15 protein-coding genes are annotated in these 16,149 nt (G+C 62.2%); 12 read left to right on the top strand and 3 right to left on the bottom strand.

What is annotated here, in order from left to right; translation table 11 throughout:
• Positions 1–495: 495 nt before the first annotated feature.
• From L0U79_RS01260 to ilvA, 10 genes are all read left to right on the top strand, one after another.
• The gene (locus tag L0U79_RS01260) at positions 496–2,145 is read left to right on the top strand and encodes a 2-isopropylmalate synthase (RefSeq protein ID WP_233840067.1); all 1,650 of its coding nucleotides are present in this window, start codon (positions 496–498) and stop codon (positions 2,143–2,145) included.
• Complete coding sequence (locus tag L0U79_RS01265; RefSeq protein WP_233840068.1) at positions 2,142–3,143, top strand: branched-chain amino acid transaminase; 1,002 nt, start codon at positions 2,142–2,144, stop codon at positions 3,141–3,143. Before L0U79_RS01260 ends, L0U79_RS01265 begins: the two co-directional genes overlap by 4 nt.
• Entirely contained in the window at positions 3,140–4,552 is a 1,413-nt protein-coding gene (gene leuC, locus L0U79_RS01270; protein ID WP_233840069.1) for a 3-isopropylmalate dehydratase large subunit, read from the top strand. Before L0U79_RS01265 ends, leuC begins: the two co-directional genes overlap by 4 nt.
• Positions 4,549–5,133 carry a 3-isopropylmalate dehydratase small subunit gene (leuD, locus tag L0U79_RS01275; protein WP_233840070.1) on the top strand — a complete coding sequence of 195 codons (585 nt, stop codon included), beginning with the start codon at positions 4,549–4,551 and terminating at the stop codon, positions 5,131–5,133. The genes leuC and leuD overlap by 4 nt, the downstream gene beginning before the upstream one ends.
• A complete protein-coding gene (gene leuB / locus L0U79_RS01280; RefSeq protein WP_233840071.1) occupies positions 5,130–6,221 on the top strand; it encodes a 3-isopropylmalate dehydrogenase in 1,092 nt (363 codons plus the stop codon). The genes leuD and leuB overlap by 4 nt, the downstream gene beginning before the upstream one ends.
• A gap of 11 nt (positions 6,222–6,232) precedes the next feature.
• The gene (gene ilvD, locus L0U79_RS01285; protein ID WP_233840072.1) at positions 6,233–7,951 is read left to right on the top strand and encodes a dihydroxy-acid dehydratase; all 1,719 of its coding nucleotides are present in this window, start codon (positions 6,233–6,235) and stop codon (positions 7,949–7,951) included.
• Entirely contained in the window at positions 7,948–8,964 is a 1,017-nt protein-coding gene (ilvC, locus tag L0U79_RS01290) for a ketol-acid reductoisomerase (protein ID WP_233840073.1), read from the top strand. The genes ilvD and ilvC overlap by 4 nt, the downstream gene beginning before the upstream one ends.
• A 146-nt stretch (positions 8,965–9,110) precedes the next feature.
• A complete protein-coding gene (ilvB, locus tag L0U79_RS01295; protein ID WP_233840074.1) occupies positions 9,111–10,979 on the top strand; it encodes a biosynthetic-type acetolactate synthase large subunit in 1,869 nt (622 codons plus the stop codon).
• 38 nt (positions 10,980–11,017) lie between these two features.
• Complete coding sequence (ilvN, locus tag L0U79_RS01300) at positions 11,018–11,257, top strand: acetolactate synthase small subunit (protein ID WP_233840075.1); 240 nt, start codon at positions 11,018–11,020, stop codon at positions 11,255–11,257.
• Entirely contained in the window at positions 11,254–12,813 is a 1,560-nt protein-coding gene (ilvA, locus tag L0U79_RS01305) for a threonine ammonia-lyase, biosynthetic (RefSeq protein ID WP_233840076.1), read from the top strand. The genes ilvN and ilvA overlap by 4 nt, the downstream gene beginning before the upstream one ends.
• Here ilvA and L0U79_RS01310 read toward each other — a convergent pair.
• A complete protein-coding gene (locus tag L0U79_RS01310) occupies positions 12,802–13,188 on the bottom strand; it encodes a hypothetical protein (protein WP_233840077.1) in 387 nt (128 codons plus the stop codon). The two genes, ilvA and L0U79_RS01310, sit on opposite strands and share 12 nt — an antisense overlap.
• Positions 13,189–13,446: 258 nt before the next feature.
• Here L0U79_RS01310 and ubiA point away from each other — a divergent pair, with 258 nt between their 5' ends.
• Positions 13,447–14,340, top strand: a complete 894-nt coding sequence (gene ubiA, locus L0U79_RS01315; protein ID WP_233840078.1) for a 4-hydroxybenzoate octaprenyltransferase — start codon at positions 13,447–13,449, stop codon at positions 14,338–14,340.
• On the opposite strand, the gene L0U79_RS01320 is transcribed toward ubiA, so the two are convergent.
• Both L0U79_RS01320 and L0U79_RS01325 read right to left on the bottom strand, forming a co-directional pair.
• Positions 14,337–15,050 carry a ComF family protein gene (locus tag L0U79_RS01320; protein WP_233840079.1) on the bottom strand — a complete coding sequence of 238 codons (714 nt, stop codon included), beginning with the start codon at positions 15,048–15,050 and terminating at the stop codon, positions 14,337–14,339. The genes ubiA and L0U79_RS01320 overlap by 4 nt on opposite strands.
• 14 nt (positions 15,051–15,064) lie before the next feature.
• Positions 15,065–15,271, bottom strand: coding sequence for a hypothetical protein (locus L0U79_RS01325; protein WP_233840080.1), 207 nt, complete (start codon positions 15,269–15,271; stop codon positions 15,065–15,067).
• A 224-nt stretch (positions 15,272–15,495) separates the two neighbouring features.
• Here L0U79_RS01325 and L0U79_RS01330 point away from each other — a divergent pair, with 224 nt between their 5' ends.
• On the top strand, positions 15,496–16,149 hold the full coding sequence (locus L0U79_RS01330) for a hypothetical protein (RefSeq protein WP_233840081.1): 654 nt from the start codon (positions 15,496–15,498) through the stop codon (positions 16,147–16,149).

Here is a 16,149-nt window from a genome sequence, read left to right on the forward strand (position 1 = left end):
TTTCGATGTTCAAGCACACAACAACAGCACCATTCGCATGCGAATCGCGCCTTCAATTTTGTTTCGAACGAAACCATGCCGCGAAAAACGCGCTTTCCCGTTTGGTTTCCAATGAAACATCTTTTGCGCGAAATGCTTGATACATCTAGACGTTTAGCCATCCAAATTAGTCGCATTTGGCAATTCGGAAAAATTTTCATAAAAAAATAGTTGACATGCTCGTCGCGTGTGCCGTACGGTCGATGACATGCCGCAGCGCAACAGCCACCGCTATACCACCCGCGCGATCCGCCCACCGACGGTGACGGACATGTTGCCGCTGGCAGGCCTCCTTCTTATTTCCCTTGTACTCGTACTCCTTATTACTAACGGAGGTGCGGGCTGAGGCGCGTGTCAAGGTAAAGCAAAACTAACCTAGATACCCCGAAGAACCCCGCACCCGACAAGGATGCGGGGTTTTTTATCGCCCTCAGCCCGGCCCAAACGGAGCCAGGCATGAACCCCGAGACAGCACAACCGCAAAGCACCGGCGAAAACGACGAAGATCGCGTACGCATCTTCGACACGACCCTTCGCGACGGCGAGCAGGCGCCCGGCTTTTCCATGGACCGGCGCGCGAAATTGTGCATGGCACAAGCCCTGGAAACGCTGGGCGTGGACATCCTGGAAGCCGGTTTTCCGCAGGCCTCGCCGGACGATTTCGCGGCGGTCGAAGAAATCGCGCGAACGTTGCGCAACACCACCGTGTGCGCCTTGGCGCGATGTCAAACCGGCGACATCGATACCTCCGCACGCGCCTTGGAACGCGCACATCAATCGCGCATTCACTTGTTTCTCTCCACCAGTCCGTTGCATCGCGAGCACAAGCTCGGCATGAGCAAGCAGCAAGTACTGGACACCGCCGTCGCTTCCATCGAACACGCGCGCAAATACTGCGCAGACATTGAATTTTCCGCCGAAGACGCGCTGCGCACCGAGCCGGAATTTCTCGCCGAAGTTTTCAGCGCCGCCATCGCCGCAGGCGCCACCACGCTCAACGCCCCCGACACCGTGGGCTACACCACGCCCAGCGAAATGGTCGAGCTGTTTACCTATCTCCGGACGCACGTGCGCGACGCGCACAAAGCAGTGTTCTCCGCGCATTGTCACGACGATCTAGGCATGGCCGTCGCCAACAGCCTCGCTGCTGTGAGCGCGGGTGCGCGTCAAGTGGAATGCACGATCAATGGCATCGGCGAACGCGCCGGCAATGCGGCGCTGGAAGAAATCGTGATGGCGCTGAAAGTGCGCGCGCCGCATTTCGCGCTGCGTACCGGCATCGACACGCGCAAGCTGTATCCCACGTCGCGCCTGCTGACGCAGCTCACCGGTCAGGCCGTGCCGCGCAACAAAGCCGTTGTGGGCGAGAACGCGTTTGCGCACGAATCAGGCATTCATCAGCACGGCATGCTCAAGCATCGCGGCACTTACGAAATCATGCGTCCGCAGGATGTCGGCATTGCCGAAACCACGCTGGTGCTGGGCAAGCATTCGGGCCGCCACGCGCTGCGTCAGCGCCTGGAAACGCTCGGCCACACGGTGGACGACGAAGCCATGGACGGCATCTTCAAGCGCTTCAAGGCGCTGGCCGACCGCAAGCGCGACATTCGCGACGAAGATCTGGAAGCGCTGGCATTGGGCCAAGATCCCGATGCGACCGGTCCGTGGCATATCACGCAATTGCACACCACCTCGCACCTGGGCAGCAGCGCGTCCGCCACGGTAAAGCTGACTCATGAAGACGGCCGCGAAGTCGGCGAAGCCGCCATCGGCGACGGCCCCGTCGATGCCGTGCTGCGCGCGATCGAACGCGCAACCGGTACCGACATGGTGCTGACGCGCTTTCAAGTCCGCGCCATCAGCGAAGGCGGCGACGCGCAAGGCCAGGCGCAACTCACCGCGCGCCACGACCACCGCGACTGGCAAGGCAGCAGCGTCAGCACCGACATCATCGAAGCGACCGCGCACGCCGCGCTCGCCATCGTCAATCGCATCGAGCGCCAGAACGCTTCGCGCGTCGACGCTTCCACTGAAGAACGCGGTCATGCGCGGCCGCATTTCGACCGCCGCGCGAACGGACGCGCGCAACAGGAGACCTCCGCATGAGCACGCCCTTTCTCTGGCACAACGGTCGCATCAAGCCATGGGCCGAGGCCACCGTCCATGTCACCGCGCATGCGCTGCACTACGGTTCGTCGGTGTTCGAGGGTGAGCGTGTTTACGCCACGCCGGAAGGACCGGCCTATTTTCGTCTCGCCGATCACACGCGCCGCTTGTTCGAGTCCGCGCGCATCTACGAAATCGACATCGGCTACACCGAAGACCAGATCAACGAAGCGTGCCTGGAAGTCATTCGCGCCAATCGCATGGCTTCGGCATACGTAAGACCCATCGTTTTTCGCGGCGCCGGCGGGCTCGGCGTTCTCCCCAGGGACGGCGCGCCCGTCGATGTCGCGATCATGGCGTTGGAATGGGGTGCTTATCTTGGCGATGCCGCCGAGGTCGGTGCTGATGTGTGCGTGTCCTCGTGGCATCGTCCGGCGCCCAACACCATCCCGAGCTGGGCGAAAGCCGGCGGAAATTATCTGAGCAGCCAGTTGATCGGGCTGGAAGCGCGTCGCGGTGGATTCGATGAAGGCATCGCGCTTGGCTACAACGGTTTGTTGAGCGAAGGCGCCGGCGAAAACCTGTTCCTGGTCAAGCGCGGCAAATTGCTCACGCCGCCGTCGAGCGCCGGCATTTTGGCCGGCATCACACGCGATTCCGTCATCAGCCTGGCCAACGATCTTGGCTTTGTCGTCGAAGAGCGCGATCTGCCGCGCGAAGCGCTGTACACCGCCGACGAAGTGTTTATGACCGGTACGGCCGCGGAAATCACGCCGGTGCGTTCGGTGGATCGCAAGAAAGTCGGCAGCGGAACGCCCGGCCCCATCACGCGCGCGTTGCGCGATGCCTTCTTCGGCTTGTTCGACGGTCGCACACAAGACCGTTATGGCTGGCTGACGTCGGTTAGTGCGGTCGTCCATGACCGCGAAAGTCAAAAATCGGCCATCCATGGCCGCACTCCTCACCAAGAGCACGTCACGTCGGAGGCTTCCGCATGACCCCGCGCACGTTATTCGAAAAAATTTGGGACGCGCATGTCGTTGCGCCCGAGAGTGCGGATACGCCCGCCGTTCTGTATATCGATCTACACCTGGTGCACGAAGTCACCTCGCCGCAAGCATTCAGCGAATTGCGCTCGCGTGGATTGAAACTGCGTCGCCCGGATCGCACGCTGGCGACGCTGGATCACTCCACGCCCACGCTGCCGCCGCAAGCCAATGGCGAACGCCCCTACGCGAACGCCGAAGCCAAAGCACAAGTCGCGCAGCTGGAAGCGAATTGCCGCGAATTTGGCGTGCAGCTGTACGGCTGGGATAGCCGCGATCGCGGCATCGTGCATGTGATCGGCCCTGAACTCGGCGCCACGCAACCGGGCATGACGATCGTGTGCGGCGACAGCCACACCTCCACGCACGGCGCGTTCGGCGCGTTGGCGTTCGGCATCGGCACCACGGAAGTCGGCCATGTGATGGCGACGCAGTGCCTGCTACAACGCAAGCCGAAAACCTTCGCCATCAACGTCGACGGCGCGCTGCCGCGCGGCGTCGGCGCGAAAGATCTGATCCTGCACATCATCGGCGAGATCGGCGTGGACGGCGGCACCGGCTACGTCATCGAGTATCGCGGTAAAGCCATCGAAACGTTGTCGATGGAAGAGCGCATGACCGTATGCAACATGTCCATCGAAGCCGGCGCACGCGCGGGTTTGATCGCACCGGACGACACCACGTTCGCGTGGTTGAAGGGTCGTCCGCGCGCTCCGCAAGGCGCAGCGTGGGATAACGCCGTGCAACGCTGGCGCCATTTGCGCACGGATGCGGGCGCCACCTACGACCGCGAAGTGCATATCGACGCAAGCCAGATTCGCCCGACCGTCACCTACGGTACGCATCCAGGCATGGCGATCGCGATGGACAAGCCCGTGCCTGCCCCGCGCAACGCAGTGGAGCAGCGCGCGTTGGATTACATGCGCGCCAAAGCGAATCAGCCGATGCAAGGCACGGCGGTCGACGTGGTGTTTATCGGCAGCTGCACCAACTCACGCCTTTCGGATCTGCGCGAAGCGGCCGATGTGTTGCGCGGACATCGCGTGGCCAATGGCGTGCGCATGCTGGTGGTGCCCGGCTCCGAAGCGGTGCGCCGGGATGCGGAGAAGGAAGGTCTGCACGAAGTGTTTCTCGCGGCAGGCGCGGAATGGCGCATTCCGGGTTGCTCGATGTGCATCGCTATGAACGGCGATCTGGCGCAGCCAGGACAGCTCGTGGTGAGCACGTCCAATCGAAATTTCGAGGGCCGCCAAGGCAAAGGCGCGCGCACCGTGCTCGCCAGCCCTGCCACCGCCGCCGCATCCGCTATCGCCGGCGCGATTGCCGATCCACGTGAATACCTGACGGAGGTGGCCGCATGAAACCCGTAACACGCATTCACTCGCGCACCGCCGTGCTGTCGGACGAAAACATCGACACCGATCGCATCATTCCGGCGCGCTTTCTCACCACCACCGAACGCGCGGGCCTAGGCAAGTTCTGCTTCAACGATTGGCGCTATACGCAAGATGGTGGCGACAACCCGGATTTTCCGCTCAATCAATCCGCGGCGCGCGGTTGCTCGATTCTTGTCGCAGGTCGCAATTTCGGCTGCGGTTCGTCGCGCGAACACGCGCCGTGGGCGCTGCTCGACTACGGCATCCAAGCCGTGTTGTGCAGCGAGATCGCCGACATCTTCCGCGGCAACGCGCTGAAGAACGGTTTGCTCGCCATCGTGCTGGACGAAGCCGAGCATCACTGGCTGCTCAAGAACCCCGGCATCGAACTTTCCATCGACGTGCGCGAACAGGCAATCGAACTGCCGGACGGCGGTCGCATCCATTTCACGCTCGAACCGTTTGCACGGCATTGCCTGCTCAACGGCGTCGACCAACTCGGCTTTTTGCTTCAGCACGCCGACGCAATCACTTATTTCGAACAGCAACAGGAGAAGGCGGCATGAAAGCGCGCATCGTTACCCTGCCCGGCGACGGCGTAGGTCCGGAAGTTCTCGACGCGGCTGTTGCCGTACTTGAAGCGGTTGCCGAACGCAGCGGCCACACATTCGAATTCGAGTCGCATCTGATCGGCGGCTGCGCCATCGATGCCACAGGCGAGCCGCTGCCTGCCGCCACGCTGAATGCCTGCAAGAAGGCCGACGCCGTGCTGCTCGGCGCGGTGGGTGGACCGAAGTGGTCCGATCCGCACGCCAAGGTTCGCCCGGAGCAAGGCCTGCTCGCCATTCGCGCTGCGCTTGGCGTCTACGCCAATCTGCGCCCACTGCAAGTGCATCCTGCATTGGCGTCGCTGTCGCCGTTGAAAAACGAGAAGCTGAAAAATGTCGACGTGCTGTTCGTGCGCGAACTCACCGGCGGCGCGTACTTCGGCGCGAAAACGCGCACCACCGATACCGCCATCGACGAATGCAAATACACCGTCGCCGAAGTCGAACGTGTTACGCGCCGCGCTTTCGAGTTGGCGCGCGAACGCCGTCAGCATGTCACGTCGGTCGACAAAGCCAACGTATTGGAAACCTCGCGTTTGTGGCGCAGCACGGTGACGCGCATCGCGGCGGAATATCCGGATGTGAAGCTGGAGCATCAGCTCGTCGATTCGATGGCGATGCTGTTGCTGACGCAACCTTCGCGCTACGACGTGATCGTTACCGAAAATCTGTTCGGCGATATTCTTACCGACGAAGCCGCGGCATTGGCCGGCTCGTTGGGGCTGCTGCCGTCCGCGTCGCTGGGCGAAGGCAAAGTCGGTTTGTACGAACCGATTCACGGCTCGGCGCCGGACATCGCCGGCCAAGGCGTCGCCAATCCGGTGGGCGCCATTCTTTCCGCGGCGATGTTGTTGCGTCATTCGTTGGAGCTGGATGTCGAAGCCACCACCATCGAAGCGGCGGTGAGCCATGTGCTGACCAACGGCCCGCATAGCCGCGATATCGGCGGCAAAGCCACCACGGGCCAGATTCGCGACGCCGTGATCGCGGCGCTGGATGACGTCGCCACGCCCGCGTTTTTGTGCGGCCTGCGTGCGTGCGGTTAAGCGAGGGCACGATGCGTAGCGATCTCATCAAAACCGGACCCGACCGCGCTCCCGCGCGCGCCATGTTGCGCGCCACCGGCCTGCAGGATGGCGATATCACCAAACCGTTGGTGGCGGTGGTGCACACGTGGTCGAACGTGAGTCCTTGCAATCTCAATTTGCGCGAACTTGCCGAGCATGTATCGGCAGGCATTCGCGCGGCCGGCGGCACGCCGATCGAATTCAACACCATCGCCGTGACCGACGGCATCGCGATGGGCACGCCGGGCATGCGCGCGTCGCTGATCAGCCGCGAGGTGATCACCGATTCGATCGAACTGGCTGTAGACGGCCACTGCCTCGACGCGATGGTGGTGTTGTGCGGCTGCGACAAGACCATTCCCGCCGCGGCGATGGCAATGGCGCGGTTGAATATTCCGTCGGTCGCGCTATACGGCGGCAGCATCGCGCACGGCACACACGACAATCATCCGATCACCATTCAACAAGTGTTCGAAGCCGTCGGTGCGCACGGCGCGGGCAAAATCTCCGACGCCGAACTGACCGCCGTCGAGAAAGACGCCTGCCCTGGCGCTGGCGCGTGCGGCGGCCAATTCACCGCCAACACCATGGCGATGGTGTTGCAGACACTCGGCTTGTCGCCGATGGGATTCAACGACATCCCAGCCACGCATCCGGCAAAAGCGCATGCCGCATTTCGTTGCGGCGAACTGGTGATGGATTGCCTGCGCGAAGAACGCAAACCGCTGGATATTTTGAGCAAGACCGCATTCCGCAATGCGGCGCGCATGGTCGCCGCCACCGCAGGCTCCACCAATGCGGTGTTGCATTTGCTTGCGATCTCGCGCGAAGCGGGCGTGCCGTGGACGATCGAAGATTTCGAACCGGCTTCCGCGCACACGCCGGTGATCGCCGATCTGTTGCCGGGCGGACGCTACACCGCCGTGGAATTGTTCGGCGCGGGCGGCAGCGCACGCGTGGCGCAGGAACTGATCGCCGCTGACATGCTTGACGATGCGCCGACCGTGACGGGTCGCAGTCTGTTCGACGAATGCGCCGCCGCGCCGCGCGCGGAACAGCAGGATGTCGTGCATGCCGTAAGTGATCCGCTGAAACCGCGCGGTGGCTATTCGATTCTTTACGGCAATCTCGCGCCGGAAGGCTGCATCCTGAAACTGGCGGGCAAAGGCGCCACGCATTTCGAAGGACGCGCACGCGTGTTCGAAAGCGAAGAACAGGCGTTCGCCGCCGTGCAGGCCGGCAAGCTCACCAAGGGCGACGTGGTCGTCATCCGCAACGAAGGCCCGGCCGGCGGCCCCGGCATGCGCGAGATGCTCGGCGTCACCGCCGCGCTGATCGGCCGCGGACTCGGCGACGATGTCGCGCTAATCACCGACGGCCGGTTCTCCGGCGCCACACACGGCTTCATGGTCGGACATATCGCACCGGAAGCGGCGCGCGGCGGTCCGATCGCGTTGTTGCACGAAGGCGATCGCATCGTGATCGATGCGCAGTCGCGCACGATTTCCACCGACGCCGATCTCGCTACACGTCGCGCCAGCTGGCATCCGCCGGAACCGAAAGTAAAACGCGGCGCGCTCGCCAAATACGCGCAACTGGTCGGCTCCGCTTCCGAAGGCGCGACCACGCATCCCTCGACACAAACCAACAAACAACCCACTACGCCATCACCTCTCACATCAGGTACCGAAACAGGAGTTATCGCATGAGCACCACCGCCACCACCGAAACGCTCGCCAAGGCGCGCATCGCCGTTCTTGGTTACGGCAGCCAGGGCCGCGCCCACGCGCTCAATCTGAAAGACTCCGGCCTCGACGTCGTGGTCGGGCTGCGTCCGAATGGTCCCACCTGGCACAAGGCCGTCGCCGACGGTTTTCATGTGGTCGAACCCGGTGAAGCCGTGCGTGGCGCCGATCTGGTCGCTGTGCTGACGCCGGACATGGTGCAGCCCGCGCTGTACAAAGAATCGATCGAGCCGAACATCAAGCCAGGCGCCGCGCTGCTGTTTGCGCATGGTTTGAACGTGCATTTCAAGCTGATCGAACCGCGTACCGACATCGACGTCGTGCTGGTCGCACCGAAGGGACCGGGCGCGCTGGTGCGCACCGAATACGAACGCGGGCGCGGCGTGCCGTGCATCTACGCCGTGCACCAGGATGTAAGCGGCCATGCGGAAGAAAAAGCCACCGCGTACGCCGCAGGCTTGGGTGGCGCGCGCGCGATGCTGATCAAGACCGACTTCAAGGAAGAAACCGAAACGGATCTGTTCGGCGAGCAGGCCGTGCTGTGCGGCGGCGCTAGCGAGCTGGTGATGAAGGGTTTCGAAACGCTGGTGGAAGCCGGCTATCAGCCTGAAATCGCCTATTACGAAGTGCTGCACGAACTGAAGCTGATCGTGGATCTGTTCTACGAAGGCGGCATCACCAAGATGCTGGAATTCGTATCCGAAACTGCGCAATACGGCGACTACGTCAGCGGCCCGCGCGTGATCGACGCCGGCACCAAGGAGCGCATGAAGGCCGTGTTGAAGGACATTCAGGACGGCACGTTCACGCGCAACTGGATCGCCGAATACAAGGCCGGCCTGCCCAACTACAAGAAGTGGAAGCAAGCCGATCTCGAACATCCGATCGAGCAAGTCGGCGCGCAGCTGCGTGCACGCATGGCGTGGTTGCACACCGGCGCGAAGCCCGCGCAAGCACCGCTTAAGAAGGTCGGTTAAAGCCCATGCGGCGCTCACCCAATCCCCCATCTCCGGCGGGTGAGCGTCGCATGGCCCTTATGCCTGTGCTGCGTATTTTCTGATTTGTCGCATCAAGAAACGCTTCTTCGATAACAACACGCAATCACCTAGGGATTTTCGTGAACATGCCGTTGCTGAAACCCACATCCGCCGCCGTTGCCGAACCCGGCATCGCGCAACATCCGCTGGCCGGGATGGCCATGAGCGGCGCGGATGTCGTCGTACAAGTGCTGGCCGACGAAGGCGTCGATGTGCTGTTCGGTTATTCCGGCGGCGCGATTTTACCGGTCTACGATGCGGTGTTCCGACATAACGCTGAAAACATAAGGGCCGACTGTAGCGAGCCGATGCCGCTGATCGTGCCCGCCAACGAGCAAGGCGCGGGTTTTATGGCGTCGGGTTATGCGCGCGCGTCGGGCAAAGTCGGCGTCGCCATCGTTACATCCGGTCCTGGCGCCACCAATATGGTGACGCCGGTGCGCGATTCGACCGCCGATTCCATTCCGATGGTGGTGATCTGCGGACAGGTCGCCACGCAAGCGATCGGCAGCGATGCGTTTCAGGAAGCGCCCATCAGCAACATCATGAGTTCCTGCGCGAAGCATGTGTTTCTGGTTACCGAAGCGGATCGATTGGAAGCCACGCTGCGCACCGCATTCACCATTGCGCGCAGCGGTCGCCCCGGACCGGTGGTAGTAGACGTTCCGAAAGATGTGCAGAACACGATGATGGTGTTCGACGGCCGGGAAGAGCTACCGCTATCCGGTTACCGTGCGCGTCTGCGCGACGTGGAACAGGCCACCTTGACTGATGCGGATTGCGTAGCGTTCTTCGAAGCCTTGTCGCGCGCCAAGCGTCCACTGATCTACGCCGGCGGTGGCATTGTCGGCGGCGGCGCGGCACCCGCGCTACGGGCGTTTGTCGACGCATTCGGATTGCCGGTCACGACAACATTGATGGGCATCGGCGGTTTCGATACCACCGATCCGCTGGCGCTGCATATGCTTGGCATGCACGGCACGGCGTACGCGAACTATGCGGTGGAAGATTGCGATTTCCTGGTTGCGCTCGGCGCGCGCTTCGACGATCGCGTCGCCAGCGTGCCCACGCAGTTCGCGCCGCGCGCTAAGTTCGTGGCGCATATCGATATCGATCCAGCCGAGATCAACAAGGTAAAACCTGCCGATTGGCATCACGTCGGACCGCTGGATCGCGCGCTGCAACGACTCACTGACTACGGCAAGGCGCACGGTCACCAGCCCGCGCTCGCCGATTGGCATGCGCACGTCGCCGCGCTCAAGCGACTGCACGCGATGAACTACGACCGCGATAGCGCGTTGATTCAGCCGTATGCGGTGCTGGAAGAAATCAATCGCCACACGCAAGGCCGCGCCATTTTCAGTACCGGTGTGGGCCAGCATCAGATGTGGTCCGCGCAATATCTGGATTTTCGCGCGCCGCGCCATTGGCTCACGTCTGGCTCGATGGGCACGATGGGCTTCGGCTTGCCTGCCGCTATCGGCGCGCAGTTCGCGCAGCGCGATGCCTTGGTGATCGATATCGATGGCGATGCAAGCATCCGCATGAATCTGGGCGAGCTCGAAACCGTCACCACTTACGCCTTGCCGGTGAAGATCGTCATCCTTAACAACGTCGGCGATGGCATGGTGCGGCAGTGGCAGAAGTTGTTCTTCAAGGGACGCTTCGCCTCTTCCGACAAGAGCCTGCATCGCAAGGATTTTGTGCGCGCAGCCGAAGCGGACGGCTTCGGCTGGGCGCGACGCTTGGAACGTCGCGAAGATTTGGCGGCGACCATCGCCGAATTTTTGGCGTACGACGGACCGGCTTTTCTGGAAGTGATGATCGATCCGGATGCCGGCGTGTATCCCATGGTCGGCCCCGGCGCTAATTACTCGCAAATGATCACGGGCGATTTCATTCCCTCGCGCACGGTAGCGCACACCGGCGAAGCCGCCGCATCCGACAGTTTCTAACGTTCACGACGCACCGATCCACACGACAGGAACAGGCCATGCAACACACGCTCTCGATTCTTCTGCAAAACGAAGCCGGCGCCTTGGTTCGCGTCGCAGGCCTGTTTGCCGCGCGCGGACATAACATCGATACGCTCACCGTTGCCGCCACCGCCGATCCCGCCGTATCGCGCCTCACGCTGACCGTGCGCGGCGACGACGCAACGCTGACGCAAATCCTGCAGCAGACACGCAAACTGGTCGACGTATTGCAGGTCGAGCATCCGGCGCAGGCATGAACGCGCAGTTGATCGACAACGACGCCGCACCAACGGCCGCCTCGGTATTGCGACGCGCCGAAACGGCGCGGGTCTACGAAGTCGCACAACACACAGCGCTGGAGCCTGCGTTGCAGCTTTCGGCGCGACTCGGCCATCGCGTGCTGCTCAAACGCGAAGACCAGCAACCGGTGTTTTCATTCAAGCTGCGCGGCGCTTACAACCGCATGGCGCACCTCGAACCGACGGAACGTGCGCGTGGTGTGGTCGCCGCGTCGGCGGGCAATCATGCACAAGGCGTCGCGCTGGCCGCGTCGCGCTTGAAAATCCCGGCCATCATCGTGATGCCCGTGACGGCGCCGCAAGTGAAAGTGGATGCCGTGCGACGCTTCGGCGGCGCCTTCGTGGAAGTAGTGTTGCACGGCGATTCCTTCAGTGATGCGCAAGCGGAAGCGCAGCGATTGCGAGAAGAACGCGACGCAACGTTCGTGCATCCTTTCGACGATCTCGACGTCATCGCCGGCCAAGCGACGATTGCGCTGGAACTGCTGGCGCAACATCACGGACCGTTGCACGCGGTGTTCCTGCCGATCGGCGGTGGCGGCCTTGCGGCCGGCATGGCCGCGGTGATCAAGGCGCGTCGCCCGGATGTGCGCGTGATCGGCGTGCAGGCCTGCGACGCCGACGCCATGGCCCGCGCCATCGAAGCCGGCGAACGCGTATCGCTGGATGAAGTGGGATTGTTCGCCGACGGCACCGCCGTCAAGCAAGTCGGCACGCTGACGTTCTCGCTGTGCCAGCGCTACCTGGACGATGTGTTGCGTGTCGACACCGACGCCATCTGCGCGGCGATTCGCGATATCTATCAGGACACGCGTAGCGTTCCCGAACCCTCCGGCGCACTCGCTTTGGCCGGTTTGAAGCAGTACGTCGCCACGCATGGTGCTTGCGATGGCGCCTTGGTTGCGGTGGTCTCCGGCGCCAACATGAATTTCGATCGGCTGCGTTTCGTGGCGGAGCGCGCGGAAGTGGGCGAACAGCGCGAAGCGGTTTTCGCCGTGACCATTCCCGAACAGCGCGGCAGCTTTCGCCGCTTCTGCAGCGCGCTAGGCCAGCATTCGATTACCGAATTCAATTATCGCATCGGAGATGCGCAGGCCGCGCATATTTTCGTCGGAGTGCAGACCGCGCAACGCGGCGAACGCGAGGCGCTGGTCGATGCATTTCGCACCAATGGATTTGGCGTACTGGATCTAACCGACGACGAACTGGCGAAACTTCATTTGCGCCATATGATCGGCGGCCGTTCGCCGTTGGCGCGCGACGAGCGTCTGTATCGTTTCGATTTTCCAGAACGCCCCGGCGCATTGGCGCGGTTTTTGGATCGGATGCATCCAGATTGGAACATCAGCCTGTTCCACTACCGCAATCATGGCGCCGATTATGGGCGCATCCTGGTCGGCATCCAGGCGCCGCCGAGCGAGTTGGGTTTGCTGCAGGATTTCCTAGCCACGCTGGGCTATCCGCATGTGGATGAAAGCGAGAATCCCGCGTACCAATTGCTGCTACGCGCGTAACAGCCCGCGAAAGGCGTCGTCGATCGAACCGCCGGCATCCAGTTCGAAAACGTGGTTGTCGTAATCCATAAAATAAAGCGCGCTGTCTTCGCGCGCCATGAAGTGCTCTACATCGGACGTGGCGAGCATGCCGGCGAAATGCCTTAGCTCGTCGTGGCTGACTTCGAACGCGATATGGTCGCCGTTGCGCATGGGCGGCCCCTCCCCCTGCCGCAACACGAACCACACGCCCCCGAATTTCGCGAAGGTTTGCAAACAGCCTTCGTCGTCGGGTTGGTCGGCGACCACCTGCGCGCCCAGCACGCCGGCGAGCAGCTCCGCGGTGCGAGTGGGATCGCGCACAATCAAGGCAATATGTCCGATAGACGCGCTCATTAAGACCCTGCCCTCGATGTGGTCGAAATCCTGGACGGATCCCTCTCGGGCGACAATGTACTACTGATGTGAAGGCCGCGTCGTGGCGCACCTTCCTGCGTTAAGCATGCACGCTACACTGAGGGAATGGCACCGACTTCCCGCAAGCGCCCTCGGCGCACGTCTCCCGCGCCCGTACCGCACCGCGCCCGCGCGTCGGCGACCCCGACGCGAACGCAACCGGTTCGACCTGCCGACAGCTCGACCCGGGCGGCGCGAGTGCTGGATTGGCTGCTGCAGAAACTGCCTGAAAAACATAGGCAAAAAGCGCACGACATCCTCGTCCTGACCCGCATGGATCGCCCCATCGGCGCCCTGCTGCTGCTATGGCCAACTTGGTGGGCGCTGTGGCTGGCGGCGGGCGATTTTCCGCCCTGGAAGCCGTTGGTGATCTTTACGCTGGGCGTGTTTGCGATGCGCGCGGCCGGTTGCGCCATCAACGATTATGCCGACCGCAAACTCGACCCCCAGGTCGCGCGAACGGCGGGACGGCCCATCGCATCCGGACGCGTCACGCCCCGCGAGGCGCTGATCGTATTCGTCGCCCTGCTGGTCTTCGCCTTTCTTTTGGTGCTGATGACCAACCCGCTGACGATCAAGCTCTCTTTTATTGGCGCCGCGCTGGCCGCGCTTTATCCGTTTACGAAGCGCTACACCGATCTGCCACAGGTGGTGCTGGGCGCCGCGTTCGGCTGGTCGATCCCCATGGCGTTCGCCGCCATTCTGAACGACGTGCCGCCGGTCGGCTGGGTGTTGTTTATCGCCAATATTCTGTGGTCGGTGATCTACGATACCGAATACGCGATGGTCGATCGCGACGACGACATCAAAGCCGGCGCACGCTCCACCGCCATTCTTTTCGGCGATGCGGATCTGCTGATTATCGGCGTACTGATGGGTACCTTCATGGTCTCGTTGGTGATGATTGGTACGCGCGCGCACCTGGCGTGGCCGTATTGGGTGGCAGCGATTGCCACCGCCGGATTGTTCGGCTGGCAGCAATGGCTGATTCGCAATCGCGAACGCGACGCGTGCCTTACCGCGTTTCGCCACAACAACTGGCTTGGCTTGACGTTGTGGATCGGTATCGCGCTGGCGCTGGCGGTGCGTTAACGACCCGGCACGGGTGCACGCGCCAACGCCCAGACATCGACTCGCTGAACACCTGCACGCTTGAGTGTGCGAGCGCATTCAGCAAGCGTGGCGCCGGTCGTAAATACATCGTCGAGCACCGCAACGTGCGATGGAAGCGCAGCATCGTCGCGCAAAGCAAACGCACCGCGTAGATTGCGTCGCCGTTCGACTGCATCCAATCCTGTTTGCGCTTCGGTTTTCTTGACTCGCGACAAAACATCGTGCCGACAAGCGACGTCTAACGTGCGCGCCAGTGGCTTGGCAAGTTCCCACGCTTGGTTGTAACCGCGCTCACGCAAGCGACGCACATGCAATGGCACGGGAATAACAAGCTGAGGCAAAGACGAAGGCCGCGGCGCACGCTGCCACATCGTGACGAGCGCGCGCCCCGCAGCCAAATCGCGACCGAACTTGAAGCGCGTTTCCAACCGATCCAGCGGCCACGTGTAGCGAAACGGCGACCATGCAGAATCCCACGGCGGCGCCTTGCGTTGGCATCGTCCGCATTGCGTCGCCGAGATCGGCAAAGGCAGCGCGCAACGTTGGCAACAATGCGTGTTGCGCGGCAGTTCGGCCGCGCATTCACTGCACAAATCCAGGCCGTTTGCGCCGGCATCGCCGCAAAGCAGACAGCGCCACGGCAGAAACCACGATTGCAGCGTGGCGAGCGTTCGACTCAGCGCATCCATGCGCGAAACCGTCGTCAGTTATTCGGCTTGAACATCGCGGCGTCGATGATCGACCAGAGATGGATGATCCAACCCATCCAGAAGATCCAAAGCACCCCCGCCAGCACGAACATCAGCAGGGCCTTCAACACGCGTCCTTGCACCAATTGGCCCAGCCCGGGAATAAACAGGCTGCATATCGCAGCAAGAACGTTTCCGGCGCTGCCCTGACCTGTACTCATGAATCGACTCCTTCGATGGATGATGCCCGATGGTAGAGGTACGGCCCCGTTTGTGGAAACGCCCTGAGTCTGGGGACGCCAGCCCAGGCCCGGCGTGGATAGTCGCAACCGGACGAACCGCCAAAATCGTTGCCATATGGACTTTACACATAGGTTTATTGCGCGAAAATCATAGGTGTTCAGACTATCCCCAGTCGCACTAAGCGACATCACGGAGATGCTTCATGAACACCCGAACCTTGCTGTTTATGCTTGCCGGCACGACCTGCGCCATGGTCGGCGTCGCGCAAGCCGCGCCACCCATGCACGATATGGGCATGACCGCGCAAGACGCGCCGAGCGCCGCGCCGAAGTTGCAAGCGGCGATGCGCTCCCTATGGCATGGTCATGTGGTGCACACGCGCGAATACGCCATGGCTGTGCATGCGCACGACAACGCCAAAGCCAAGGCCGCTGCCGACGCTGTGGTCGCCAACGCGAAACAGATCGCCAATGCTGTCGCGGGTTTCTACGGCAAACCTGCCGGCGCGCAGACCTTGCAATTGCTCGCCGGCCACTGGGGCGGCGTGAAGGCGCTTACCGATGCGAGCGCCGCCAACGATATGGCCGGCGAACAAAAAGCAATGACCGATCTCAACAACAACGTCAACGACATTGCGAAATTCTTCTCCAGCGCGAATCCGAACTTGCCTGAAAACGCCGTGCAAAGCTTGTTCGCGGCGCATGTCGCGCATCACGCGACGCAGATCAGGCAGATCATGAGCGGCGATACCAAGGGCGAAGAGGCAACTTGGACCGAGATGCAGGCGCATATGAATACGATCGCCGACGCGTTGTCGAACGGCATCGCCAAACAATTTCCGGACAAGGCCAAATAA

This window comes from Dyella sp. 2HG41-7, from assembly GCF_021390675.1.
Classification (GTDB): Bacteria; Pseudomonadota; Gammaproteobacteria; order Xanthomonadales; family Rhodanobacteraceae; genus Dyella_B.